Origin of the sequence: Nocardia sp. 852002-20019_SCH5090214 (assembly GCF_001665865.1) — a bacterium.
Classification (GTDB): Bacteria; Actinomycetota; Actinomycetes; order Mycobacteriales; family Mycobacteriaceae; genus Nocardia; species Nocardia nova.
In genome coordinates, this window is sequence record NZ_LZMK01000185.1 from 43,872 (window position 1) to 68,804 (window position 24,933).

Here is a 24,933-nt window from a genome sequence, read left to right on the forward strand (position 1 = left end):
CCGCAGCTGGAGGTTGCCATGGGTGTCGAGATCGCCGCGGCCCCGTCGTCCGTCGAGCAGCTGCCCGTCCAGTGGGCCGAACACGATGGGGAACGAACCGCCCGGGCACCGAGCCCACACCTGCCGCACGCCACACCGGCCGACGAGATCACCGGGCTCTGCCACGAGGTGCTGCGCGAATTGTCCTCCGGTGGACGCTGTTCGAGCGCGGCCGCACGACTGGCCGAGGCCGCGGACCGCTGGGCCCGGCGCGGCTCGAGCCTGGAGACCGTTCATCACACGGTGTTCGAAACATTCCGGCTGCACCTGGAGGCGCTGCGGACTTCCGGCGACAACCTCGACACGATCATGACGTCGGTCGGCCGTGTGCTGGACGCCCTCGAAATCGTGACCACCGGTGTCGCGGACGCCTATTCGGCGACGGTCCCCGATGCGCCCGAGGACTACCGGCCGAGCAGCGACGCGGTGACCTCCGCGCTGCTCGGCGGCCGGTCCGCCGCAGCGGCGGCGAGGGAATGCGGAGTGGAACTCGCCGACCACTATCACGTGCTGGCGATCTCGCTGCCGGCCGAATCCGCCGGGCACGCTCCGGCGGCCGATGTGTCCGTTCAGGCGCGACTGGCGATGCGCCGGGCCCGGGCCGTCCTGGAACGAATGGGCAACGGCGCGGTGTTGTTCCAGTTGTCCCCGAGCGGCGGCACCGTCTTGCTGCCCTACCCGTTCGTCGGTTCCGACCGCTGTCTCGATCACGTCGTGCACACGCTGGCCACGGCGACTCGGACACCGATCACCGCCACCGCGGTCCACGCCGCCCGCGCGGCTGTCCCCGCGGCGGCCACCCAAGCCCACGAACTGCTGGACACCGTGCACGCGTTGCGATGCCGGCCCGGGCTCTACCGCATGCGCGACCTGGCCCTCGAATACCAGCTCACGCGGCCCGGACCGGCGCTGGAAATCCTCGGCACCCTCCTCGACCCGCTCGACGACCATCCGGAACTGACCGAAACCCTGGTGCGGCACTGCGGCAACGAACTGAATCGGCAACGCACCGCACACGAGATGCGGGTCCACACCAATACGGTCGACTACCGGCTCAAACGCATCGGCCGGCTGATCGGAGTGGATCCGACCTCCCCGTCCGGGCTGCTCCAGGTCCGCGCCGCGCTCGTCGCCCGCGCCTATCGTGCGCACACACCGGCCCGCTGAGAATCCGACGGGCCGGATGCGGCCGAGGTGGAGCGCGGCGCTGCGGCTCAATGCGCGGCACGGGCGCGCGGCCGGGGGCATCGCACCGTCGCACCGGACGGCGTACATACTGGCCACGGAGAGACCAGACACGACGACCTCGCACAACGCTGTGGCGCGTTCGGGGCGGCGTGGTCGACGACGAAAGTGGGCAGGTGCGTAGCGGATCGACGGATGACATGCCGGAAGACAGTGGCGCCCTGGCCCGTTCGACGGTCCCGGCACCACCCTCGTGGTCCTCGATCCCGCCCGGTGACCAGGATGTGCGACTGGTCGTCTGCGATATGGACGGCACTCTGCTCACGGATTCCGGGACCGTGCCCGACACGTTCTGGCCGCTGCTCGACGTGATGCGGGCGCGGGGAGTGACCTTCGTGCCGGCCAGCGGGCGGCAATACGCGACACTCGCCGCCCTGTTCGAGCAGGCTCCGGACGAGGTCTCGTACATTGCCGAGAACGGTTGTCTCGTCGTGCATTCCGGCGTCACCGTGTCCGCGACCTGCCTCGATGTCGAGATCGTGCACCAGGTCGTGCGGGCGGTGCGGGAAGCACCCGCCGCCGCCGAGCTCGGTCTGGTGGTGTGCGGTCTGGACAGCGCCTATATCGAGCGTACGGATCCGGCATTCGTCGACGAGGCGGCGAAATACTACGCCCGCCTCGAGCGCGTCGACGACCTCACCGCGGTGACCGACAAGGTGCTGAAATTGGCGATCTACGACTTCACCGATGCCGAGCGGACAGCCGAGCGGGTGTTCGGATCGATCGCCGCCCGCGAGCAGGTCGTGGTGTCCGGGCACCACTGGATCGACATCATGAGCCGTGACGCGGACAAGGGTCGCGCGGTGCAGTCGCTGCAGGAGGCGCTCGGGATCCCGCCCGCCCGGACCGCGGTGTTCGGCGACTACCTCAACGACCTCGAGATGCTCGATGCCGCGCGGTGGTCGTTCGCGATGGCCAATGCGCACCCCGAGGTTCGTGCCCGCGCCCGCTACCTCGCACCCGCCAACCACGAGGACGGCGTCGTGACGGTGCTGGCGCGGATGTTCGGTTCCTGAGCACCGTTCGTCACACCGCGCGCTCGGGTGCGCCGGCCATCCGGAGCACCGCGGCGGCCACCTGATCCGGGCACTCGGCCGGCACGATGTGCTCGGAGTCGGCGTCCTCGAATCGGCCGCTCACCTGATCGGCGAATCGGCGTTGGTACTCGCGAATGGTGTCGTGGTGGCGAGCATGCAACCGGTTGGCGCGCCGCGCGGAGATGAGCACGACCTCGCCGCGCGGCGGCTGCGGCGGGTTGTCCCGGAACGGGCCGATGCCGGTGGCGAAGGCATCGAATTCGCTGCGCGTGCAGGCGATGCCGGCGGGGCTGAAATCCTCCCGCAGCATGGTCTCGTAGGTGTCGGCGGGAAACATCCGTCCGTAGGAGGCCGTCAGCACCCGCATCACCGGGCGCACGCGGGCGAGCGACTGTTGCACCGCGAGAACGCGATCCGTCTTCGCCGCGGTCGCCGCCCAGTCCGCGTAGAAGGGAGCCGCTTCCGGAGTCGGATCGACCAACACCATACCGATCGGCTGCGGCACAAGATTTTCCGCGGCGCGGCGCACGATCAGCCCGCCCATGCTGTGCCCGGCCAGGATCAGCCGACGCGGCGCCAGCGCCTCGACCAGCGCGGCCAGCGTGGCCGCCATCTCGTCGATGCTCTGCGGCGGCCGCACCCGGGCGCTGCGGCCGCGACCGGCACGGTCGTAGGTGACGGTCCGCACGACATCGCCGAGCCGGGACACCACCGGATCCCACAGGGTGCGCCCGGCGCCGGCGCCGGATTCGAAGAGCACGCAGGTCTCCCCCGCACCGCCCTGCTCGACATAGATCTCGATGCCGCGCACCGTCATTCGTTCGCCTGGCACGTTCCGCATCCGAATCCCCTCTCGATCAATCCCAACTTTGGAAATGGTACCAATAATGGGATAGTTGAGCGATGGACCCTGCCGATCTCCTTCTGCATCCGGTGCGACTGCGCATCGTGCACGCGCTGTCCGGGGACGCGCCGCGCAACGCGGGCGAGTTGTGCGACCGCCTGCACGACGTGCCCCGGACGACGATCTACCGGCACCTCGGCCTCCTGGTGGAGGGCGGCATCCTGGAGGTCGCCGACGAGCGGCGGGTTCGCGGTGCGGTCGAGCGGTCCTATCGGCTGCGCGCGGACCGTCCCGTGATCGACGCCGAAGCGGCCGCGGCCATGACACTCGACGACCACCGCCGCGGATTCGCCACCGCCATGGCCGTCCTGATCGCCGAATTCGACGCCTATCTCGCCGAGCCGGACGCCGATCCGGTCGCGGACTCGGTCGGCTATCGCCAAGGCACGCTGTGGCTTTCACCCGAGGAGCGCAACGCCATGCTCGACGGGTTCCGCCGCGTCGTCGCCTCGGTCAGCGGCAACGGTCCCGGCCCGGATCGCCGGCCCTATCTGATCAGCCCGATCATGTTTCCCGGCGCGCGAACGCCCGGCTGAGGCAGTCGCACGGCGTTCGTCATGCGTGCGGGAGGTGGACGTGCGAGGCTGAGCGACATGTCCGAACGTGCGGATGTCTCACCGAATCTCACCGAGCAGGGCCGCGGGCCGGCCATCGCGCGCGTCGCCATCGAACTGATCGCGTGGGTCGCAGCGCCGTGGGCGCTGGCGTCGTGGTCCGTGGTGGCGGCGGCGATCGCGGTGGTCGTGCTGATCGGCGTCCCGGCGATCTTCGCGACCCGCGGCGACAAGAAGCAGGTCCTCGTCGCCGTCCCCGGCTGGGCCACCATCGCGATGATGCTGGTGCTGATCGCCGCGGCGGTGCTGGGCGCCTGGTTCGCCTGGCCGGCCTGGGTCGCCGTGCTCGTCACCGTACTGGCGGTCGCGACCGTCGGCACCGAGCTGCCGCGCTGGCGGTGGCTGGCCCGCGCGCCCTGACGCCGCTTTCTCTCCCGAGACGTTCTGTTTACGGCCTTCGAGGCCGGGTATTTGCGATTTGTTATCGCAGTACGGCCGAACGCGGCAGCGCCTGGATAACAAAAGGCAAAGGGAGAGTTTCACATGATTATTCTGGGAGTCATCCTCCTCGTACTCGGGTTCGTTTTCAGCATCCCGATCCTCTGGACTCTGGGCATCATCGCCGTCGTGATCGGCGCGATCCTGGCCCTGCTCGGAGCGTTCGGACGTCCGGTCGCCGGCCGCGCACATTATTTCTAGCGACGGCGAATTCCTTTCTCCGGAGCGCGTACTCCCACCGTGTGGCGGGAGTACGCGCTTCGCCATTCGCGGGTGCGGACCGCATCGCTTCGGCTCAGGGAACAAAACCCGCGTCGGGCATCCTTGGACGGTATACGCCGACCCAGAAGGAGACCCGTAGTGACCGAACTGCTTCCGCTCACCCCGGACGAATTGCTGACCACCACGCGTGCGGTGCGCCGCCGTCTGGATCTGACCCGGCCCGTACCGCTGGACGTGATCCGCGAGGCGCTGGAGGTGGCCTTGCAGGCACCGTCCGGAGGCAACCGGCAGCATTGGCACTGGATCGTTCTCACCGATCCGGAAGTCAAGGCGCAGGTCGCGGAGCACTACCGGCGCTCACATCTGGCCTACCGGGAGGCCGGGGGCGAACCCGCCGACGAGAGCGCCGCCCGCATCGCCACCAGTTCGGATTATCTGCGCGAGGTGATGGCGGAGGTCCCGGTGCTGGTGATCGGCGCGATCAGCACGGGCAACAGCGGGGCGCTGCCCGACAACCAGGCGGGGCTGTGGGGTTCGCTGCTCCCGGCGGCGTGGAGCCTGGCGCTGGCACTACGCGCACGCGGCCTGGGAACCACTTGGACCACACTGCATTTGCAGTACGAGCGCGAGGTCGCGCAGATTCTCGGCATTCCCGACGACGTCCGTCAGGGTGTGCTCCTCCCGGTCGCCTACACCAAGGGCACCGACTTCCGGCCCGGCCCGCGCGTCGATCCGGACTCGGTGCTGCACATCAACGGTTGGTGAGCGCGTTCCGGAAGACGTTCGAAGCCACCGGGTTTCCGGATGTTGTGAGACAACCCATATGCCACTCAAGTGAGACATGTTGTGGCGCTTGGGGTTCGGGGTAGGTCTGGAGTATCGACCGATCGCGGAAGGAGAGAGCTCGTGAACGTTTCGATCACCGCTTCCCACCGTCGCCGCCGGGCCACCCCGAACGACACCGAGGACGACCGTTCCGCCGTCCTCGTCTTGATGGTCTGGGCCGCCTTGATCGTCGCGGCCGGGGTGCTGCTGATCTCGCTCTAGCGTTTGCCGCTCGGCTGTCGAGGTAGTCCGCTACGAACCTCGAGAAAGGACGCATCATGTCCCATCCGAATCATCCGAACGACAACGACACCGAGGAACCGCGGGGCGGGCGGCCCGGACCGGTGGACGAGGGCGACAACGGCGGGATGGCGACCCGGGAGGTCGCCGACGATGTCGGCACCGAGGAGAACGCCCAGGAACCACCCGACTGAGTCGGGACTTCAATCGGGCGGGCCGCTCGGCGGCGACAGACCACGCGAGGGCGGCACCCCAGTCGTGGCCGACCAGATGAAAGCGCTCGACGCCCGCCGCGTCCACCAGGGCGTACACGTCACTTGTCATGCGAGCCGTGGCATAAGCCGAACGCGCCACCGGGCGCGCACCCGGCGAGTAACCCCGCAGGTCCGGTGCCAGCACCCGATAGCCCGCCGCGGTGAGTGCGGGTGTCATCGCATCCCAGCAGTGGCGATCCTCCGGAAATCCGTGCAGCAGCAACACGGTGTCCGCCGCTTCGCTGCCCGAGTCGGCGGCGTATCGGTGACGTCGAAGACGAATCCTGCGTGCGTGAACGTGTCCATGTCCGTGCCTTCCCCTGACTGTGCGCGAACAAGTCACCGCCGCGAGCGTCAGGAGCCTTGTCCCCGGCGCGCTTCCGCCCGCTCCCCTGCCTCGTCCTCTCGCCGGCTGTCGTCGTGACGGGTGTCGCCGGATTCTTCCTCACCCGTGCCCGGAAAGAAGTGCCGCACGATCCGGTCGACGAGGAAGCCGAGGACGATCGCGCAGGCGATGCCGATCACGGCGGCCAGGAGTGGCTGATCGCGCAGCCAGCGCCCGAACGCACTGGCGATCGCCACCGAATACACCGCCCAGCTGACACCACCGATCACCGTCAGCGGCACGAATTTCCGGCGAGGGTATTCGGTGGCCCCGGCCGTCATGTTGACGGCGATGCGACCGACCGGGATATAGCGGCCGGTGATGACCAGCAGGGCCGCTCGTTTGTCGAGCATGCCGCGCGCCCAGTCGAACGCCCGCCGGATCTTCGGCTTGCGCATCCACGCGAACCGATCCGTGCCGATGGCGCGGCCGATCGTGTAGGCGAGGTTGTCGCCGATGATCGCGCCGACCGCGGCGGCGAGAATCAGCAGCCACACCGAGGGTTTCCCGGTCGAACTGCCGATGGCGGCCAGCGCGGCGATTACCGATTCGCTGGGGACCGGGGGGAAGAACGCGTCGACGATGCAGACGCCCAGCAGCGCGAAATACACCCATGGCGACCCGGCCGCGCCGGTGACGAGATCCTGCAGTTGGTTCATCCCATCGACACCTTCCTGGTCTTCTGGCGAGTGCCCAGGATCGCGTCCCCGAACCCGATCCGGCCGAGGGCGCACTCGGGTGGCGAGCGACCCGCTCATCGCTCCAGCGGGGCCCTCGCCACCACCTCGGTGCCAGCTCGAGGTTAGGCTAACCAATGTGATTGGGAGCACACAGGGGGCTCGGCCGGGACGATCCGTACGACCGCGAGCCGATCCGGCCGCACCGCACAGCCAGGGCGCGGCGAGCACGGCGCCCACCCGCGACGGGCGCCGGCTGTACTACATGCATCGGCCGGGACGGAACGAAAACCGTTCGTCCTTGGTCGTTTTCGAGAGTGGACTTGCCTGCACCCGCTCGTACTGGGCGGCGGTGCAGCGAGAATTCGACGACTACGCGGCGACCGTCGTCTACGACCGCAGTGGTCTGGGCCGCAGTGCCCCCGACACCGCGCCGCGCGGACTCCGGCGCCTGGCCGACGACCTCGTGGATCTGCTCGACCACCTCACCGAGCGCTTCGCCGCACCGCGGCTCGTACTGGTCGGCCACAGCTGGGGCGGCCCGATCGTGCGAGTCGCCGCCGCGGACCGACCGGACCGAATCGTGGGCACGGTGCTGGTCGATCCCACCGACGAGTTCTGCGACGAGCTGTTCACCGCGGCGTCGCGCCGGGCGGCCAGGACCGGGCAGCGGCTCAGCGCCGCACTCGCACGTCTCGGCGCATTGCGACTGGCCTATCGCGACGTCCTCGCCGCGCTGCCCGCCGATGCCCGCGCCGACTTCCGCGCCGAGGGCTTCACGGTCGCGGCGATGCGCACCCGCGCCGCCGAATTAGCCTGTCACACCACCGATCTCGAACTTTTGCGGCGCACCGACCCCGACCGACGCGAGCTCGCCGTCACGATCGTGTCCGCCGACTCGCCCTCCACCGGTATCTCGGCCCGCTCGCGTGCGGCGATCGACGCCGCGCACCGACGGCGGGCCGCCCGCACGCACGGCCGGCATGTCGTCGCCGAGCGATGTGGCCATATGGTGCCGACCCAGCGGCCCGGGCTGGTCGCCGCCGAAATAGTCCGGATCATCGAGGAATACGGGCCGGGCGGCCGAATCGTCCGGTGACATCCGGCAGCCGCGGGGTATGCCCGGATCAGAACGGATCCGCCGCGACACCGGGCTCCGAAAGGCCCGGTCGGAGGAGATGCCGATGGTTTCACACAGTGCCGCCGAGGCGTTGCCGGAATGGGAGGCCTTCGCCCGCGCCGTACAGTCGCGCCGGCCCGACGCGGGTACCTGGTGCGAAGGCTGGACCGTGCGCGATGTCCTGATCCACAACACCGGCAACGCGGAGGAGCTTGCCCGGGTGCTCGCCGCCCACGCGGCGGGCAGCCCGGTGCCGACCCGCGGTTTCGAGGAGCGGGAGGCGCCCTACCGCGCGATGCCGGACGCCGAGTTGTGGGCGGCGTTCGTGGACCGGTGCGAACAACTCGTCGAAACCGCCGAGGTGATCGACACGCTGTCTCCGCTGGAGGCGATCGGCTGGACCGGGCGAACCGTCGCCCCCGACTTCTTCCTCGAGCACTTGCGTCAGGAGATGGTGTTGCACCGCTGGGATATGACCGGCGACGACGCGACGGCGATCGACATGCTCATGCAGCCGTGGATAACTCGCCACAGTGTGCGCGACGTCGGCCTCCCGTTGCTCGCGCGCGGCAGCAGGGATATCGATTTCGGCCCCGAGGGCCGCATCGAGGGCCGCTTGCGCGCACCGGGTACCGACGACGTCCTGGTCGTCGCCGAGCCGGACGGCAACTCCATCGAGTTGGTGCCGCCGCACGGGCAGGCGACGGTGGAAAGCGATCCGGCCGTGCGCGCGCTGTTCCTGTGGGGCCGCCGCCCCGCCGATCCGACGCGCTGGCACAGCAGCGCCGGCCCCGAGGAACTGGGCCGGCTGCGCGCGCTGCTCACCGGATACTGAATCCCCGTCCATCGGCCGGCGCCGTGCCGGGATTGCGCACCGCGGGGGCGGGTAGTCCGCGGAGATGGGTGCCGCAACCGATGTCGCCGTGGTCGGAGCCGGAATCGTCGGCCTGGCCACGGCTCACGCGCTACGCCGGGCCGGGCTCTCGGTCACCGTGTACGAGTCGGGCCGGCCCGGCGGCGGTCAATCGGCCGGTCAGTCCCGGATCTTCCGCCACGCCCACACCGATCCCCGGCTGGTCGAGATGGCGGTGGCCGCCCGTCGCATCTGGCGCGAGTGGGAAAGCGACTTCGGCATCGAACTGATTTCGCGGGACGGGGCAGTCGCGCTCGGGGCCGGCGTCGCGGACAAGCTGGAGATCCTGCGGCGGACGCCCGGAGTCGATGCCCGCAGTATCGACTCCGAGGAGCTGGCGACCCGGCTGCCACCGCTGGCCGACTACGACGGCCCGGCCATGCTGGACGCGACCGGCGGCTCCATCCGCACCGTCGCCGCGATCGACGCACTCACCGATCGGTTGCGCGATGCGCTGGTCACCGACCACGTCCTCACGCTGCGGCACACCGCCGCCGGGACCGTCGAAGTACGCACCGGCACAACCTGTTCGGAATTCGGCAGCGTCGTCGTCTGTGCGGGCCGCGGTACCGCGCCGCTGGCCCGGTCACTCGGCCTCGCCCTGCCGGTCCAGGTGTCAGCGCACGTCCGGGTGACCTTCCGCCCGCGATCGGCGCCGCCCACCACACTCGCCACGCTGCAGGACAGCAGCGGCGCATTCGGCGAAACCGGCATCTACGCCGCCGCCTTCCCCGGCAACACGCAGTACGGGCTCGGACTGAGCGATTCCGTGCCGAGCAGCGACGGCGGATCGGTCGATCCCGCGGCTCTGGCCGGGCTGGCCGACCGCGCCGCCGGCTACGTCTGCCGCGCACTCCCCGGACTCGCACCCGAACCGGACGGCTATGTGCACTGCTGGGTGACCCGGCTGCCGTGGGGTGAGGACGGTCTGGCCGCCTGGCAGGACGGCGCCGCCACCTTCCTCGCCGGGCACAATCTGTTCAAACTGGCCCCGGTCCTGGGCGCCACACTGGCCGACAGCATCACCACCGGACAACCCGCCGCCACCGTGCACCCGTCGCGGCGCCTCGGCGATCCCGCCGCCGACCGGTAGAGCACTACCGTCGAAAGTACTTAAGCGCGACAGATTCCCGGTCGCCCGGAACTCCATAACTTTGTGGTCGGAACGTCACCACCACGAAGGAGAATCCCGTGAGCGACATCAACGACCTGGTCGAACGCTACCTCGCCGTCTGGAACGAGACCGATCCCACCGCCCGCGGCGCGCAGATCGCCGACCTGCTCACCGACGACGCCGAGTACACCGATCCGCTGGTGTCGGTGCGCGGTCACGCCGGCCTCGACGCGGCCGTCGCCGCGGTCCAGCAGCAGTTCGCCGGACTGGAATTCGGTCTCGGCGGCCCGATCGACAGCCACCACGGCATCGCCCGCTTCACCTGGCACCTGGGCCGGCCCGGTGAGGAGCCGCTGGTGATCGGATTCGACGTCGCCGTGCTCGGTGACGACGGCCGCATCCGCCAGATCCTCGGCTTCCTCGACAAGGTGCCCACCGGCGCCTGATCCCTCCCCGACACTTCTCTCCCCCTCCCAGAAAAGGACCGGTCATGTACTTCACCACCACCGACGGAACCACCCTCGCCTACGAGGACTACGGCACGGGCGAGCCGATCGTCTTCGTCGCCGGCGCCATGCTCAACACCGAGATGTGGGAGTACCAGATTTCGTACTTCACCGATCGCGGCTACCGCTGCATCGCCCTCGACCGGCGCGGCCACGGCCGCTCGGATCGCCCGTCCACCGGCTACGACATCGACACCACCGCCGACGATCTCGGTGCCCTGCTCGATCATCTCGACCTGCACGACGCCACCCTGGTCGGGCACTCCACCGGCGGCGCGGAGATCGCCCGGTATCTGGCCCGCCACGGTGAAAGCCGCGTCGCCCGAGTGGTTTTCCTCGCGGCGATCCTGCCCTTCATGAAGGCCACCGACGACAACCCCGACGGCATCCCGGAGGCGATGCTCGACGCGCTGCTGGACAGTGTGCGCACCGATCGCGGCCGGTGGCTGGCCCGCCAGTCGCAGATCTACTTCAACACCCACCTCAACCCGGACGTCTCGCCGGAACAGGTCGACGTCACCTACCGTCAGTGCCTGTCCACCGCGCCATGGGCGACGCTGCACATGCAGCAGGCGGTCTTCCACTGCGACAACCGGGAAGCGTTGCGCGGCATCACGGTTCCCGCGCTGATCGTGCACGGCGCCCTGGACTTCTCCGCACCCGCCGAGGTCACCGGCCGGCGCACCGCCGAACTGATGCCGCAGGCCGTCTACAAGGAGTACCCGACCGCCGGTCACGGCCTCTACACCTCGCACGCCGCCGAGTTCAACAACGATCTCCTGGAATTCGTCAAGGGCTGAGCGAACCCCTTTGTCCCGCAGCACAATCCCCGAGGAACACCCATGTCCACACCCACCCTTCTCGCCTCCGGCACCCGCCCGGCGAGCGCACCACCCGCACGCGCCACCCTGCTCGTCCTGCTGGCCGGGATCTTCATGGCCACTCTGGATTTCTTCATCGTCAACGTCGCGATCCCCGATACCCAGGCCGACCTGCACGCGAGCAGCGCCACCATGCAGTGGGTGGTCGCCGGCTACGGCCTCGCGGTCGCGGCCGGACTGATCACCGGCGGGCGACTCGGTGACCTGTACGGCCGCCGCCGGCTCTACGGCCTGGGCATGGCGGTGTTCACCGTCGCATCGCTGGCCTGCGCGCTGGCCGCGGGCGCCGGCGAACTGGTCGTCGCCCGGATCGCGCAGGGCGCCGGGATGGCGCTGCTGATGCCGCAGGTTCTGGGCATCATCAGCGTGGTGTTCACCGGCGCGCGCCGAGTGCGCGCCTTCGCCGCCTACGGGCTGGCGATGGGCCTGGCCGCGGTCTTCGGCCAGCTGATCGGCGGGCTGTTGATCCAGGCCGATCTGTTCGGACTGGGCTGGCGCACCATCTTCTGGATCAATGTGCCGGTGGGTGCGCTCACCCTCGCGGTGCTGGCCCGGCTGGTTCCCGAATCACGCGGAGACGGCGGCACCCGGCTGGACCGGCTCGGCGTCGGCCTGATCGCGACCGCTCTGGTGGCTGTGGTGTTGCCGCTGATCCAGGGCCGGGAACAGGGCTGGCCGCTGTGGACGTGGATCTCACTGGCCGCCGCGGCCGTGCTGGTCGCCGTCTTCGTCGCCGCGGCACGGCGATCGGCGGCCCGCGGCGGGGAGCCGCTGGTGAATCCCGCCCTGTTCGCCGAACGCTCGTTCGCGGTCGGTTCGATCATCGCGCTGAGCTACCAGATGACCATGGGATCGTTCTTCCTGTTCCTGGCGCTGTATCTGCAACAGGGGCGCGGCCTGTCGGCCCTGGGGTCGGGCCTGCTGTTCCTCGCGCTGGGCGCGGCGTACCTGTGCACCTCGATGCTGTCGGAGCGAGTGGCGGCACGGATCGGACGGCAGGTCGTCGCCGTCGGGGCGATGCTGCAGGCCGGCGGATATCTGCTCCTCGCGCTCACCGCGCACGAACTCGGCGGCAGCGGTTCGGTGCTCGACCTGCTGCCGGCGATGATCGTCGCGGGGGCGGGGATGGGCCTGGCGTTGGTGCCGATGCCCGGCATCGTGCTGGCGGGCGTGACGCCGGAGCACGCGGCCGCCGCGGGGGGCGTGCTGGCCACCGCACAGCAGGTCGGTGGCGCGGTCGGGATCGCGGTGGTCGGCATCGTCTTCTACGACCGGCTCGCAGCGCCCGGCGGATTCGTCCCGGCGTTCGTCGCGAGCCTGGTGCCGATGGCGCTGCTGTGCCTGCTCACCGCGGTGCTGGTGCAACTGCTCCCGTCGCCTCGCCTCCGCAAGTAGACAATCGCGGCCCCCGGTGTTCGCCACCGGGGGCAGCGGCATGTCCGCATCCGTCAATGCAGTTGCTCCGCAATGGTTTTCAGCTCGCCGCGCGAGGTGACCCCAAGTTTCGGGTACGCCTTGTAGAGGTGGTAGCCGACGGTGCGATGACTGAGGAACAACTGGGCGGCGATATCGCGATTGGACAGGCCCTGGGCGGCGAGGCGAGCGATCTGCAATTCCTGCGGGGTGAGTCCCGTTACTGCGGGCGGTCGCGAATCCGATTGTGTGCCGGGCCCTCCCGGGGCGGCGCCGGTCGCGACGAGCTCGGTGCGAGCGCGTTCGGCCCAGGGGCGCATGCCGATTCGCTCGAACATGTCCAACGCCTCGGCCAGCACCGTTCGCGCCTCGCTCTTGCGGCGGGCCCGGCGCAACCATTCGCCGTAGAGTTGCGCGGTGCGGGCGTATTCGACCGGCCGCGCCTCGCGGTCGTGCAGCCCCAGCGCCCGTGTGAAATGCGCTTCGGCGCTGTCGTCCTCGGACAGCAGTGCGCGGCAACGCAAGAGGAGCGCCTCGGCCCACGGCTGCCGGACCGCCTCGGCCCAGTCGGCGAGCCGATCGGCGTGGGGTTCGGCCCGGCCGGCGGCGCCGACCCGCACCGCCGCCTCGACCAGATCGGGTATCGAGCGCATCGCGCACAGGTGATGGCGCAGCGGGTCGCGGGTCAGCCGCTCGAAGCGCGACAGCGCGGATTCGGCTCGGCCCGAACCGAGTTCGAGCAAACCCAGCGACCAATGCGCCCACGCCGCACCGGGCGAGACGGAACCCGGTGTGCTGTCGGCGAGCCCCGCCTCGGCGTACTGCCGGCACCGCTGCTCGTCGCCCTCGGCGGCGTGAATATGCGCGAGGACGCTGCTGAGCTGGCTGACCCATTGGCGCTGGCCCAGATCTTCGGCCAGCCGCAGCGCCTCGGCCGCGGTGGTTCGCGCATCGCGCAGACGACCGGTGAAGATCTCCACTTCGGCAGCGAAGAACAACGTGGTCGGCAGGCGGCCCGCGGCACCGGCGCTGCGATAGTCCCGGGTCAGCGCGTCGGCCGGACCGTAGACGGCGGCATCCTGGCCGCTGGCCAGCGCCACGCCGCACAGCATCAGCCGCACCTGATCCGGTATCGGTCCGCGCCGCGCGGATTCTTCCAGCGTTTGCGTCAATTCCGGTGGCGCGCCGACGGTGTCGCGAGGATCCAGAACGCTCGCCATATAGGTCACGACCGGACGCAGGGGATCCGTGTCGGCCAGCGACACGGCGGTCAACTGCGCCACGCAGTCGCGGACATGCTGTTCGCCCAGGTACCAGCCGGTGTGCAGGGCCTGGACGAGCATGGTCGCCGCCAGCGTGGGATCGCGGTCGGCGACCTGCGCGGCGCCGTCGCGCAGCAGGGCGTCCGCCTCCGCGAAACGGCCCTGCCAGAAGTGCGCGAGACCTTCGACATGCGCGAGGCGAGCCCGCAATTCGATTGTCGCACCGGCTCTTCCGACCGCACGGCGGGCGAGCCCCGCGGCGCGCTCCAGATCGCCCGCGTTCAAGGCGGATTGGGCGGCCAGCGCCTCGCGGTGCGCGCGCAGTCCGGGCTCCGCGGTGAGCCGGGCGGCGCGTTCGTAGGCTGCGGCGGCCGCTTCGTGGCCACTGCGGGCGAGCGCACGCGCGGCCGTATCCTCCAGGGCCGCGGCGACTTCCGTATCCGGGCCGGTGGCCGCGGCGGCGGCGTGCCAGGCACGGCGGTCGGCGTCGGCGGGACCGTCGAGCGCGGCCGCCAACGCGCGGTGCGCGGTCACTCGCTGTCCCAGCGGGGCTCGCTGGTACACGGCGGCCCGGATCAGCGGATGGCGGAAGGCGATCGTCTCCGCCGTCTCGCCGCGCACCAGCAGTCCTGCCTCCTCGGCCGGGGCCAGATCGTCGATTCCGGCGCCGACGGCGGCCGCGGCGCACAATACCGCCGACAATTCGCCGGACTCCTCGGCCGCGACGATCAGCAGCACGTCCTGCGTCGACTTCGGCATCCGGCTCACCTGGCCGTGGAAGGCCAGCTGCAAGCGATCGGTCAACGCCAGCGCGGCGGGTTGGGCCGCGCCGGGCCCCTCACCGCGGGTGGCATCGGCCAATTCGAGCAATGCCAGCGGATTGCCCTGTGCCTCGGCCAGGACCTGCCGGCGTACCCCGGCGGGCAGTGCGCGACGGCCGAGCAGCGCGGCGGCGGCCTCGGAGTCGAGCCCGGCGATGCGGCGTTCGGGCAGATCGGCGGCCCGGGCGAACGCGGCACCGTCGCGGGCGGCGAGGATGATCACGACTCCCTCGGCGTACAGCCGCCGGGCGGCGAACAGGATCGTGTCCAGTGAGGCACGGTCGAGCCACTGTGCGTCGTCGATCAGGCAGACCAGCCCGGTCTCGCCGGCGTATTCGGTGAGCAGCGACAACACCGCCAATCCGACCAGCATCGCATCGCCGCCGGGATCGTCGCCCAGGCGCAGGGCCGCCTCCAGCGCCGCCCGCTGGCGCACCGGCAGGGCGGGCAGATGTGCCAGCGCCGGCCGCAGCAGCAACTGCAGTCCGGCGAACGGAAGTTCGGCCTCGATTTCCACCCCCGCGCCGCGCAGCACCCGCAGGTCGCCGCTGAGGTCGGCGGCGTGGTCGAGCAGGGCGGTTTTACCGATTCCGGGTTCGCCGCGCAGGACCAGCCAGCCGCTCTCTCCCGCGCGGGCCCGATCCAGCAGGGCGGCGATCGCCGCGGTATCGGCCGCGCGCCCGTACAGCTCAGCCATGGGACCGCGGGGTGGCGGCCGCCACGAAATGGATCACGAACACCGGACCGATGATCGCATACCGCGCATCACCGGTATTCCCACGTGCGCGCCTCCCGCCGCGGCCGCCGGTTCGACAGCAGAATGCAGCTCATGAGCGATTGGAACACCGCGATCATCGAGGAATTTCGAGCCAACGAGGGCCGCGTCGGCGGCGATTTCGAGGGCGCGCCGATGGTGCTGGTGCATCACCGCGGCCGCAAGTCCGGCCGCGAACTGGTGACACCGATGATGTACCTGGCCGACGAGGAGAACCCCGACGCCATCTACATTTTCGCGTCCAAGGCCGGGGCTCCGACCAATCCGGACTGGTACTACAACCTGACCACCGCCGGGTCGGCGGAGATCGAACGCGGCACCGACCGCTATCCGGTGTCGGTGACCGAGGTGACCGGTGAGCGCCGCGACCGGATCTTCGCCGAACAGGCCCGCCGCTATCCCGGATTCGCCGGCTACGCCCGCAAAACCGAAGGTATCCGCACCATTCCGGTGCTGGAACTGCGACGCGCATGACCTGTCCGGTACTCGTCCGCGGCTGCGGACGAGTACCGGACACCGCCGATCACGCGGATTCGCGCACCGACTCCGTCGAAACAGCTTCTTCGTCAAGGGATTGCGCGCGTGCGGTCCGCTCGAGCACGGCCAGCGCGACGGCCGCGAGGGCCCCGATCGCGGCGAAGCCAGCCCACACCAGCGCGTCGAGTCCGGCCGACCGCGCGGCGTCGACCACCACGCCGGTGACGAGGTTGCCGGTCAGGATCCCGACTCCGACCACCGTGTTGTACAACCCGTAGTGCGTGGCCACGAGTGCGCCTCCGGACAGCGAGACCACCGTATCCATTTCGAACGGGAAGACCGCCGCGGTTCCGACCGCCAGAATCGCCGCCGACATCAGCAGCGCCGCAACGGCAGCCACCGTGCCGAACGGCCGCGGCCCCGGTATCAGCAGCAGCGGCAGGAAGGACGCGGCCAGCACGCCCATGCCGGCCACGAGACCGCGGCCGGTCCCCCACCGGCGGCGAAACCATGCGGTGATGCGCAGCTGCCCGGCCACCGCGACCACCCCCGACACCACGAACAACGCCGAAGTCAACGCCTGCGCGTGGGCGGGGCTCAGATATTCGGCCTGCAACGGCAGCGCCAGATAGACCTGGAAGGACAGCACGTACGAGCCGATCATCGCGACGGCGAAGGCCAGGAATCGCCGGTTGGCGAGTACGGTCCGCCAATCCTCGAGCACCGTCGTGCGCACCGCGGGATCGCCCGCCCGCCGCGGCGGCAACGCGAACAGTTGCGCGAGCGTCAGCACGGCGAAGACGACGGCGGCGGCCGCGGCGGTCACCCGGAAGTCGGTGACCAGCAGGGCGAGCCCGGCCAGCGGACCGACGAGGATACCGGCCTGATAGAAGATGTTGAAGACCGCGAATGCCTCGACCCGGCGTTCACCGGTCTCCGCGGCCAGGTACGCGCGCACCGCCGGATTGAACAGCGCACCAGCGAAACCCGTTGCGGCCGAGGCGATCAGCAGCATCGGCAGGGAGGTGGCGAAGATCAGCAGGGCGAATCCCGCCGTGCGCAGCAGACAGCCCGCCACGATGAGCGGTTTGTACCCGAGCCGGTCGGCGAGCGTGCCGCCGACGAGGAACATGCCCTGCTGGGAGAAGTTGCGCACGCCCAGCACCAGCCCGACCGCCCACGCCGCCAGACCGATCGGCCCGGCGAGATATCCGGCCAGGTACGGCATGAGCATGTAGAAGCCCAGGTTGATGCCGAACTGGTTGATCATCAGCAGCCGAGCCGCCGGGTCGAAGCTGCGGAATCGGGCGAACAGACTCATGCGGCGGGCTCCGGGTCGAAGGTGCGGGGGTCGACGACGGTGGTGCAGCGAGTCCACGAGGTCACCACTCGCTCGGCGGGATGGCCGATCGTGTCGGGTTCGACGGGTGGATCGGCATCGAGCAGACCGTGTTCGTCGCAGTAGGCGTCGTTGTAGACGGTGTCGGCGTAGCGATGCGGCCCGTCGGGAAAGACCGCGGCGATCCGGGTGCCGGTGTCGTGCACGCGCGCGGCCCAGCCCGCCACCAGCGCCACCGCGCCGACACTCCAGCCGCCGCTGGCGTGATGGGTGGCGGCCAGTGTCCGGCAGGCCCACACCGCCTCGGCCGGTGCCACCCAATGGATTTCGTCGAAGGCGGCGTAGTCGACGTTGCGCGGATGGATGCTCGAGCCCAGCCCACGCATGAGGCGCGGCCCGGTCGGCTGGCCGAAAATCGTCGAGGACACGGTGTCGACGCCGATCAGCCGCAGCCGCGGATTGTTCCGGCGCAGCACCCGCGCCACGCCCGCGGAATGCCCGCCGGTCCCGACCGCGCACACCAGCACATCGACGCGGCCCAATTGCTGCACCATTTCCAGGGCCAGCGATTCGTAGCCGTCCACATTGTCGGGATTGCTGTACTGGTCAGGACTCCAGGCCTCCGGTTCGGCGGCCAGGAGAGCCGCGACCCGGTCGCGTCGCGCCTGTTGCCAGCCGCCGGCCGGATGCGGCTCGGTGACCGTCTCCACCTGCGCGCCGTAGGCCCGCAGCAGTCGCACCACCATCGGTTCCATGCCGGGGTCGGTGACCACGGTCACCGGATGCGCATACACCATCCCCGCCAGCGCAAGACCCAATCCCAAGGTGCCGCTCGATGATTCGACGATGCGCGCACCGGGGCGCAGGTCGCCGCGATGTTCGGCGCGGCGCACCATGTGCAACGCCGGGCGGTCTTTCATACCGCCCGGATTGGCGCCTTCGAGCTTGGCCCAGAAGCCGCGGCCGCGACCGCTCAGCGGTTCGCCGATCCACAGCACCGGTGTATTGCCCACCAGTCCGCGCGGACGCTGCGCCGGGATCGGTGCTGCCGGAATCGGCTGTGGGTGGTCGAGCACGATGTCGTCCATGACTGTCGCTTTCGGTGTCTCCGCCCGGTGCGGGCGGTACGGATGCGGGCAGCGGACACCGGCCGCCGGCATGAGGGCCGGCGGCCTGTCGCTGACCGATCAGCGGCGGGCGATACCGAAATGCGTCAGAATGTCGCGACCGGTGCGCGGCGGCGGGCCCGGCGGTCCGCGCACGGCGGCCGCGAGAAAATGCGACGTGGCGGCGGTGGCGGGCTCCGCCGCAGCCCACAGCTGACCCGGTGGCCAGAGTTTCGCCGGATCGGCCGGGAGCACCGAGTCCAGCACCATGTGCCGGTCGTGCGCACAGCAATCGTCCCAGGCGGGCAGATGGGAACCGAGGTGGACGAGTGCCGATTTCGCGGCGGCGGAGGAGGCAGCGGCGCCGGATGTCTCCGCGTCGGCGACCGTGCAATCGGTGTGCAGCGCGACGAGAGTGAGGAGGAAGACGAAGATCAGGGCCGCGACACCTCGCCGCGGCCGGGGCACGGGCCGGGTCGGACACCGATCCACCAACCCAGCCTCCTCACCGCGAGTGTCTTTGCCGCACAACACCTTCGCACGGCGCTGCCGAACACCGAACCGGTGGCCGTCCCAGCAATGGGGACCGCCACCGTAGCCTCGTTTACATCTACTACTTATGTACGTAACTAGTAGATCATAGCCGTCGAGAAGGCGGGCGCCGCCGCCGAAGCGACACCTCGCAATATACCCCTAGGGGGTAGAAATACCAACTACCGGGAAGCGGCTGCGCTCACTTCGTCTCGTCGCGCGACTTCTCCGAAAGTCTGGAACCGAGTGTTTTCAAACCGGCCCGGATACGGGCCTTCGCGGTAGGCAGCGGGATACCCAGATCCTGCGCCACCTCCGGATAGGTGCGACCACCGTAGAAGGCGAGCAGGATCGCCTCCCGCTGGCGATGACCCAGCCGGTGCACCTCCCCCGCGACCGACCGCTCGTCGAGCCGCTGCGTCACCTCGTCGAACACCACATCACATTCCGGCTGATACTGATTGCGACCGAACGCGCGCTCCCGGTCCGCCAGCGATTGCTCCGAGCGCACCCGGTCGACCGCACGCCGGTGCGCGAACATCATCAGCCAGGCCATCGGGCTGGCCCGCCCGGCGTCGTATTCGCCGGCCGCGGCCCACGCCTGCAGATAGACCTCCTGGCTCACCTCCTGAGCCAATCCGGGGCTGCGCAGAATAGCGGTCAACCGTGCCATCAGACGGGAATTGGTGCTGCGATAGAAGGCGGCGAAGGATTCGGCGTCCCCGGCCGCGGACTTGTGCAGCAAGGTAGCCAGCTCCGCTGCGGTGATGGTGGTCGAACTACTCTGACGGTAACGCTGATCGATGTCCATCGCACACCGTTTCGTTTCGCGGGATAGTCGTTACCTGCGGTGAGAATCGGCTTCATTGCCGAACCGCCCTGTTCAATCCTTGCGCCACCGAGCGCCGATGCTCGCGGCCGAACGCGTGATACCCGATCCGAACCGCCGGAACCGGCGGACCGGTGCCGTCACATTCAACGACATATCTAGCATCGAGAGATGAGTGCCAGATGTTAACCACAAAAATGGAACAATCTCGAGAACGTCGGAATTCCGCGATCGGAGCAGCCGCGGCGACCGAAATTCCCGAGGGCTTCTCGGGCTCCGCCTCCGGCACCTCCGCGAGGCGCGAATCCGAGCCCGAGAGTTTTCACACCCGCCCGACGCCGTACCGCGAAGACCGTGCCCGAACCCGGGCCGGCGGCTGAAGACATCGTGGTGTGCGGGTCCCGACAGCCGCGTAGGCCGGATCGATGATCCGGCCTACGCTGTCGAGTCCGTCGTGGCGATTCGTGTCAGCGACCGCCGTGGCTGTGCTGACCGCCGGCCTGCTTGGCCGCGGTCGGCTGCGCCTGGGCGCCCTTGCGCCCGGCTTCGTGCGGATCGGCGGCGTTGCGCTGGCCGAAGCTACCCGTGCTGGCCTGTCCGCCGCGACGAGCCTGTTCCTCGGTGTCGCTGCGGTTGCCGAACTGTCCGGGATTGTTCCGGTCGGCCATTGCGGACCTCCTTCGCAGTAGGGACTTCTTCGATCGCGACCGGCGTACTGCCCGGCCACATCAGAGGCTCTACCCGGGCCTCCCGAGGCTATGCGCCGAGATCTCGACCGATTGCGAAAGCACTGGTCGGACGCGGAAATATCTTGCGGCACCACGCAATTCGGACACCGAGGCCGAGGACCGCAGCCGCGATCACGCGGCGGCCGGGTCGAGCACCACCTTCACCATGCCGTCGGCCTTGCGCTGGAAGTCGTGATAAACCCGCGGCGCCTCCGACAGCGGAAGCCGATGGGTGGCAAAGGTTTCCACCCCCAGCGGATCACCGTCCTGCAGGAGCGGAAGGATGTCACCCACCCACCGCTTGACGTTGGCCTGACCCATCCGCAGCTGAATCTGCTTGTCGAACAGGATGCGCATCGGCAACGGGTCGGCCATCCCGCCGTAGACCCCGGACAGCGAGATCGTGCCGCCGCGCCGCACGATGTCGATGGCGCTGTTCAATGCCGCGAGCCGGTCCATACCGACGGTGTCCATCAGCTTCTGCGACACCATCGCCGGCAGATAGCCGGCCGAGCGCTGCGCCAATTCCGCGACCGGTGATCCGTGCGCCTCCATACCCACCGCGTCGATCACACTGTCGGGGCCCCGCCCGTCGGTGCGGTCGCGGATCACATCCCCGATCGAGGCGCCGATCTGTTCCATATCGACCACCTCCACACCGCGATCGGCCACCCGGCGCAATCGTTCCGGCACCCGGTCCACGCCGATCACGCGGTATCCGCGATGGGCGGCGATCCGGCACGCCATATCCCCGATCGGCCCCAGCCCCAGCACCGCCACCGAGCCGCCGTCGGGCACGCCGGCGTATTCCACTACCTGCCACGCCGTCGGCAGTACATCCGACAGATACAGGAAGCGGCTGTCGTCGGGGCCGGCCGGAATCGGGATGTGGGTGAAATCGGCGTGCGGAACCCGCAGGTACTGTGCCTGCGCGCCCGGCACCTGCCCGTAGAGCTTGGAATATCCGAACAGGGCTGCGCCGCTGCCGTATTCGCGCACCTGGGTGGTCTCGCACTGCGTCGGCAAACCGGTATCGCACATGACACAGTGCCCGCAGGCGATCTGGAACGGCACCACCACCCGGTCGCCCACCGACAGCGACCGCACTTCCGAGCCGACGTCGACCACCACCCCGATCGGCTCGTGGCCGAGGACATCACCGGCACTCATGTACGGGCCGAGCACCTCGTAGAGGTGCAGATCCGACCCGCACACACCCGAGGAGGTCACGGCGATGATGGCATCGGTCGGTTCCTCGATCCGAGGGTCGGGCACCTCGTCCACCGAAATCTTGCGGCGGCCCTGCCACGTCACTGCTTTCATCGTGTCACCTCGATCTGCATGTGTGCTGGATACGGCCACCGTCGGCCTACCCGCCGCCCGGATGGCCAAACGAACGGGCGCGCCGCCGACGGTTTGCGGCAGGCGATTGGGGGCACGCGGAGCACATGGCTGGAAACGAATCCGACGAAGACCTGCTCACCTCGACCGAGGGACTGGACTCCGACGATGTGGGCAACGACGACGGCGACGAGATCGTGGAACCGCCCGACGACTGGTCGGGCGTCGACAGCTACGGCATGACGGCCGGCGAGCAGCGCACGGAACGGCCACTCTCCCAACGTCTGGCCGAAGAGGAACCCGATGTGGGGACCAGGCCGCCGGCCGAGCCGGCGCTTCCGGAATCCGGTGCGACCGAAGGCCTGGATTCGATCCGCACCGGATCACCCGGCGGCGCGAGTGACACCGATGCCGTAGAGGAGATCGCGCGGCGCGAATCCGGCACCGACGACGATTCCTACTTCCCGCTGCCCGACGAGTAGCGACTCACCCGGGGGTGGCGGCGATCGCGGGCCCGGTCACGTCGTGCAGCGCACGGCTGACCGCGCTCACGACCGTCGAATGGATCGGCAGTTGCCGAGTCACCGAATCCAGTTCGGCGATCCGCTTGATCGTCCGGGACTGGGTGACCAGGCACAGATGCACGCCCGCGGACCGGTAATCCTCCGCCTCGCGGGCCAGCGTCAGCAGGGCGCGCCAAGACAAGAAGCTCAGGCAATTGGTGTCGATCACCACGATGCGCATACCGCTCTCGGCGGCGGACCGGATGCGTTCGCACCATCCGGACATCGTGTAGCTGTCGGCCTCACCGCGGAACGACAGCACCAACGCCGGGCCGCGAGTGCGCACAACTGCGGACAGGCGCGCTTCGGCAACGTGAGAGGTGCCGGGTTCACCGGCGGGGGTTACGGGTCGTACTTGGGCGCTCGAGCTCATTGAGGTCTCCAACCGGAGCCGAGGGCAACGGGCGCGAGCCCGCTGCGGGCGTCCTACCACATGAAGACCGACCCGCCCTACCTTCATAACAGAGACACAGCGGTCTGTACAGCCGAAACGGCATAAGCCCAGCTCCAGCGCATGTGCCGCGAGCGCCGCGGAACGCGGCGAGGCCCGGACCGGGCGCATCTGCTGCACCGGTCCGGGCCTCGGGAGGAGGAGTTGTGCCGGACGAGATCAGTGATCGAAGGCGTCCTTGACCTTCTCGCCCGCGTCCTTCAGGTTCGACTTGGTCTGATCGGCCTTGCCCTCGTTCTTCTTGTCCGGATCGCCGGTGGCGGCACCGAGCTTCTCCTTCGCCTGGCCGGCGGCGTCCTCGAGCTTGTTCTTGGCCTTATCGATGGCACTCATACCGTGCTCCTTCCGAATTTGCCGGACCACCCGCACGATGCGGGTCGCATTGATGGCGATAACCACGCAGGTGCGGGTCAAACATGTGGCCGATCGTGGCGAAGATCCACTCCGAACGCCGTTTGTCCGGGGCGGGAACGGTTATTCTCCGACCGTGCCTCTGCCGGTCGTGGTGGGAGAGTGAAATGGTGCGTACTACCTACGCGGTGCTGCGGGCCGGACGGATCGCGCCGTGGACCCGCTCGCCGTTGATGCGCCGCGCCGACCGCGTCGAACAGGCGCTGCGGCTCGCACTGGTGGTGGGCGCGTTCGCCGCGATCCTGCTGGCCGTCGCCGCCGGCACCGCCCAGTATCGGGCCGAGCTCGCCTCGATCCACGCGGAAAACGCCACGAAAACCGCTGTGACAGCGGAGGTTACGAGCGATCCGATCCGGATGCCGGCACCCAGCGGTATGTTCGCCGATCAGCTCCGCGCCGAGGCGCAGTGGAGCCGCGACGGGCAACCGGGCCAGGCGATGGTCGACGTCGACGGCACCACGCATCGCGGCGACCGGATCCCGTTGTGGCTCACCACCCACGGTGATCCGACCACACCGCCGGTCGCCGACGACGCCGCGGTCGCCAAGGGCATCGCCACCGGCACGGCCGCCCTGCTCGCCTGCTGGGCGCTGGCCTACGCGCTCGCCCGAGGCACCGGTTACGCACTGGATCGGCGCCGGGCCGGCGAATGGGAACGCGAATGGCGGCGGATCAGCCCGCACGTGGGACACGGGCACTCCTGAGCGCCGACGTCGGCCGAAGGCCGTCGCACGTGTTGCCTCAATCCGGCAGTCGGCGCATCTCGATCAACGTCAGTCCCAGGGCATCGATGCGGGCCAGCACGCTGCGCATCGCGGTGTAGTCCTCGAGTGGGCCGAACAGCGCGGTGGTGCCGGGCGCGGCCACGCTACTGCGGGCCAGTTCGGGAAATTCGGCGCAGATGTCGCCGGACAGCTCCCCGGCGACGATGAATTCGTAGCGCACCGCACCGCCTCTCGATCCCCTGTGCCGTGCGGTGGGCGCAGGCACCCTGTCGTCACCGCGGCTCAGGCCAGGGCGCGGCTCTTCAGCTGCTCGAACTCCTGCGCGGTGATCGTGCCCTCGTCGAGGAGCCGTTTGGCGTCGGCGATCTGGGTGGCCGAATTGGTTCCGGCCACCTCCTTGATGTAGGCGTTCTGCGCCTCCTCGGCCTCCTTCGCCGCCCGGGCCGAACGCTGCGCCATGCCGCCGCCACGCACGATCAGGTAGACGAGCGAGGTGAGCAGCGGCAGCACGAACATGAACACCACCCACACCGCCTTCACCCAGCCGGACGTGCCGCGATCCCGGAACAGATCGGTGAAGATCCAGAACAGCAGTATCAGATACGCGGCGAACGCGAAACTCATGATGATCAGCCAGAACACATCCCACACGGGCATGACGTCTCCTCGATGACAGCGTCCGGCTTCCTCCGAACGGCTTCCCGCGACCGTGCTTCCACCGGGGCAGCGACCACCGCGGTACGCCGA

General features: G+C 69.4%; 30 protein-coding genes and 1 pseudogene. 17 read left to right on the forward strand and 14 right to left on the reverse strand.

The annotated features are described in order from the left end of the window. Positions 1 to 18 precede the first annotated feature (18 nt). Positions 19 to 1,206 carry a CdaR family transcriptional regulator gene (locus A5780_RS14485; RefSeq protein WP_063015756.1) on the forward strand — a complete coding sequence of 396 codons (1,188 nt, stop codon included), beginning with the start codon at positions 19 to 21 and terminating at the stop codon, positions 1,204 to 1,206. A 218-nt stretch (positions 1,207 to 1,424) separates the two neighbouring features. After that, entirely contained in the window at positions 1,425 to 2,300 is an 876-nt protein-coding gene (locus A5780_RS14490) for a Cof-type HAD-IIB family hydrolase (protein WP_064908681.1), read from the forward strand. Between the two features lie 10 nt (positions 2,301 to 2,310). On the opposite strand, the gene A5780_RS14495 is transcribed toward A5780_RS14490, so the two are convergent. Continuing rightward, positions 2,311 to 3,162: an alpha/beta fold hydrolase gene (locus A5780_RS14495; protein ID WP_082940928.1), complete on the reverse strand. Its 852-nt coding sequence runs from the start codon at positions 3,160 to 3,162 to the stop codon at positions 2,311 to 2,313. A 62-nt stretch (positions 3,163 to 3,224) separates the two neighbouring features. Here A5780_RS14495 and A5780_RS14500 point away from each other — a divergent pair, with 62 nt between their 5' ends. The 6 genes from A5780_RS14500 (at position 3,225) to A5780_RS41860 (ending at position 5,758) form a co-directional block, all read left to right on the forward strand. Further along, the gene (locus A5780_RS14500) at positions 3,225 to 3,761 is read left to right on the forward strand and encodes a helix-turn-helix domain-containing protein (protein WP_063015759.1); all 537 of its coding nucleotides are present in this window, start codon (positions 3,225 to 3,227) and stop codon (positions 3,759 to 3,761) included. Positions 3,762 to 3,818: 57 nt separating this feature from the next. Continuing rightward, entirely contained in the window at positions 3,819 to 4,199 is a 381-nt protein-coding gene (locus tag A5780_RS14505; RefSeq protein WP_181064157.1) for a hypothetical protein, read from the forward strand. Between the two features lie 123 nt (positions 4,200 to 4,322). After that, positions 4,323 to 4,478 (forward strand): hypothetical protein, encoded by a 156-nt coding sequence (locus tag A5780_RS40960; RefSeq protein ID WP_086007330.1) that lies wholly within the window; start codon positions 4,323 to 4,325, stop codon positions 4,476 to 4,478. A gap of 159 nt (positions 4,479 to 4,637) precedes the next feature. Next, a complete protein-coding gene (locus A5780_RS14510; protein WP_064908682.1) occupies positions 4,638 to 5,264 on the forward strand; it encodes a nitroreductase family protein in 627 nt (208 codons plus the stop codon). 141 nt (positions 5,265 to 5,405) lie between these two features. Then, positions 5,406 to 5,546, forward strand: coding sequence for a hypothetical protein (locus A5780_RS40020; RefSeq protein WP_156055825.1), 141 nt, complete (start codon positions 5,406 to 5,408; stop codon positions 5,544 to 5,546). Positions 5,547 to 5,602: 56 nt separating this feature from the next. Beyond that, positions 5,603 to 5,758 carry a hypothetical protein gene (locus A5780_RS41860; protein WP_231982956.1) on the forward strand — a complete coding sequence of 52 codons (156 nt, stop codon included), beginning with the start codon at positions 5,603 to 5,605 and terminating at the stop codon, positions 5,756 to 5,758. 16 nt (positions 5,759 to 5,774) lie between these two features. On the opposite strand, the pseudogene A5780_RS41865 reads toward A5780_RS41860, so the two are convergent. After that, a pseudogene (locus tag A5780_RS41865) lies at positions 5,775 to 6,161 on the reverse strand (alpha/beta fold hydrolase); the annotation flags it as partial. Between the two features lie 11 nt (positions 6,162 to 6,172). Next, positions 6,173 to 6,862, reverse strand: coding sequence for a DedA family protein (locus tag A5780_RS14515; protein WP_051757078.1), 690 nt, complete (start codon positions 6,860 to 6,862; stop codon positions 6,173 to 6,175). Between the two features lie 319 nt (positions 6,863 to 7,181). Here A5780_RS14515 and A5780_RS14520 point away from each other — a divergent pair, with 319 nt between their 5' ends. The 6 genes from A5780_RS14520 to A5780_RS14545 all read left to right on the forward strand — a co-directional run bounded on the left by A5780_RS14520 (position 7,182) and on the right by A5780_RS14545 (position 12,809). Then, positions 7,182 to 7,979 (forward strand): alpha/beta fold hydrolase, encoded by a 798-nt coding sequence (locus tag A5780_RS14520; protein ID WP_197521754.1) that lies wholly within the window; start codon positions 7,182 to 7,184, stop codon positions 7,977 to 7,979. Between the two features lie 85 nt (positions 7,980 to 8,064). Next, positions 8,065 to 8,835 carry a maleylpyruvate isomerase N-terminal domain-containing protein gene (locus A5780_RS14525; RefSeq protein ID WP_064908705.1) on the forward strand — a complete coding sequence of 257 codons (771 nt, stop codon included), beginning with the start codon at positions 8,065 to 8,067 and terminating at the stop codon, positions 8,833 to 8,835. Positions 8,836 to 8,899: 64 nt separating this feature from the next. Continuing rightward, positions 8,900 to 10,006 (forward strand): FAD-binding oxidoreductase, encoded by a 1,107-nt coding sequence (locus A5780_RS14530; RefSeq protein ID WP_064908683.1) that lies wholly within the window; start codon positions 8,900 to 8,902, stop codon positions 10,004 to 10,006. A gap of 98 nt (positions 10,007 to 10,104) precedes the next feature. Then, on the forward strand, positions 10,105 to 10,473 hold the full coding sequence (locus A5780_RS14535) for a nuclear transport factor 2 family protein (RefSeq protein WP_064908684.1): 369 nt from the start codon (positions 10,105 to 10,107) through the stop codon (positions 10,471 to 10,473). Between the two features lie 44 nt (positions 10,474 to 10,517). Beyond that, positions 10,518 to 11,333, forward strand: coding sequence for an alpha/beta fold hydrolase (locus tag A5780_RS14540; protein WP_064908685.1), 816 nt, complete (start codon positions 10,518 to 10,520; stop codon positions 11,331 to 11,333). 42 nt (positions 11,334 to 11,375) lie between these two features. Then, entirely contained in the window at positions 11,376 to 12,809 is a 1,434-nt protein-coding gene (locus tag A5780_RS14545) for an MFS transporter (protein WP_063015763.1), read from the forward strand. A 53-nt stretch (positions 12,810 to 12,862) separates the two neighbouring features. Here the strand turns inward: A5780_RS14545 and A5780_RS14550 are convergent, their stop codons facing one another. Next, positions 12,863 to 15,607, reverse strand: a complete 2,745-nt coding sequence (locus tag A5780_RS14550) for an AAA family ATPase (RefSeq protein WP_064908686.1) — start codon at positions 15,605 to 15,607, stop codon at positions 12,863 to 12,865. Between the two features lie 123 nt (positions 15,608 to 15,730). Between A5780_RS14550 and A5780_RS14555 the strand changes: the two genes are divergently transcribed. Next, positions 15,731 to 16,159, forward strand: a complete 429-nt coding sequence (locus tag A5780_RS14555; protein WP_063019192.1) for a nitroreductase family deazaflavin-dependent oxidoreductase — start codon at positions 15,731 to 15,733, stop codon at positions 16,157 to 16,159. A gap of 49 nt (positions 16,160 to 16,208) precedes the next feature. Here A5780_RS14555 and A5780_RS14560 read toward each other — a convergent pair whose 3' ends face one another. The 6 genes from A5780_RS14560 to A5780_RS14590 all read right to left on the reverse strand — a co-directional run bounded on the left by A5780_RS14560 (position 16,209) and on the right by A5780_RS14590 (position 22,018). Next, positions 16,209 to 17,483, reverse strand: a complete 1,275-nt coding sequence (locus A5780_RS14560) for an MFS transporter (RefSeq protein ID WP_064908687.1) — start codon at positions 17,481 to 17,483, stop codon at positions 16,209 to 16,211. Further along, complete coding sequence (locus tag A5780_RS14565; RefSeq protein ID WP_064908706.1) at positions 17,480 to 18,589, reverse strand: PLP-dependent cysteine synthase family protein; 1,110 nt, start codon at positions 18,587 to 18,589, stop codon at positions 17,480 to 17,482. The genes A5780_RS14560 and A5780_RS14565 overlap by 4 nt, the downstream gene beginning before the upstream one ends. Before the next feature lie 99 nt (positions 18,590 to 18,688). Continuing rightward, a complete protein-coding gene (locus A5780_RS14570; protein ID WP_156769503.1) occupies positions 18,689 to 19,099 on the reverse strand; it encodes a hypothetical protein in 411 nt (136 codons plus the stop codon). A 241-nt stretch (positions 19,100 to 19,340) separates the two neighbouring features. Further along, positions 19,341 to 19,949: a sigma-70 family RNA polymerase sigma factor gene (locus A5780_RS14575; RefSeq protein ID WP_063019167.1), complete on the reverse strand. Its 609-nt coding sequence runs from the start codon at positions 19,947 to 19,949 to the stop codon at positions 19,341 to 19,343. A 485-nt stretch (positions 19,950 to 20,434) separates the two neighbouring features. Further along, positions 20,435 to 20,635: a hypothetical protein gene (locus A5780_RS14585; protein ID WP_063019171.1), complete on the reverse strand. Its 201-nt coding sequence runs from the start codon at positions 20,633 to 20,635 to the stop codon at positions 20,435 to 20,437. A gap of 192 nt (positions 20,636 to 20,827) precedes the next feature. After that, on the reverse strand, positions 20,828 to 22,018 hold the full coding sequence (locus A5780_RS14590; protein ID WP_064908690.1) for an alcohol dehydrogenase catalytic domain-containing protein: 1,191 nt from the start codon (positions 22,016 to 22,018) through the stop codon (positions 20,828 to 20,830). A 125-nt stretch (positions 22,019 to 22,143) separates the two neighbouring features. On the opposite strand from A5780_RS14590, the gene A5780_RS14595 reads away from it, so the two are divergent. Next, on the forward strand, positions 22,144 to 22,518 hold the full coding sequence (locus A5780_RS14595; RefSeq protein WP_064908691.1) for a hypothetical protein: 375 nt from the start codon (positions 22,144 to 22,146) through the stop codon (positions 22,516 to 22,518). 4 nt (positions 22,519 to 22,522) lie between these two features. Here A5780_RS14595 and A5780_RS39135 read toward each other — a convergent pair whose 3' ends face one another. Together A5780_RS39135 and A5780_RS14605 are read right to left on the reverse strand one after the other, a co-directional pair. Next, positions 22,523 to 22,972 (reverse strand): STAS domain-containing protein, encoded by a 450-nt coding sequence (locus tag A5780_RS39135; protein ID WP_181068631.1) that lies wholly within the window; start codon positions 22,970 to 22,972, stop codon positions 22,523 to 22,525. Between the two features lie 237 nt (positions 22,973 to 23,209). Further along, a complete protein-coding gene (locus tag A5780_RS14605) occupies positions 23,210 to 23,383 on the reverse strand; it encodes a CsbD family protein (protein WP_030518399.1) in 174 nt (57 codons plus the stop codon). 185 nt (positions 23,384 to 23,568) lie between these two features. On the opposite strand from A5780_RS14605, the gene A5780_RS14610 reads away from it, so the two are divergent. Beyond that, a complete protein-coding gene (locus tag A5780_RS14610; RefSeq protein WP_064908692.1) occupies positions 23,569 to 24,165 on the forward strand; it encodes a hypothetical protein in 597 nt (198 codons plus the stop codon). A 37-nt stretch (positions 24,166 to 24,202) separates the two neighbouring features. Here A5780_RS14610 and A5780_RS14615 read toward each other — a convergent pair whose 3' ends face one another. Then, positions 24,203 to 24,406: a hypothetical protein gene (locus A5780_RS14615; RefSeq protein ID WP_030518397.1), complete on the reverse strand. Its 204-nt coding sequence runs from the start codon at positions 24,404 to 24,406 to the stop codon at positions 24,203 to 24,205. Positions 24,407 to 24,468: 62 nt separating this feature from the next. After that, positions 24,469 to 24,843, reverse strand: a complete 375-nt coding sequence (locus A5780_RS14620; protein WP_063019181.1) for a PLDc N-terminal domain-containing protein — start codon at positions 24,841 to 24,843, stop codon at positions 24,469 to 24,471. Between the last annotated feature and the right edge of the window lie 90 nt (positions 24,844 to 24,933).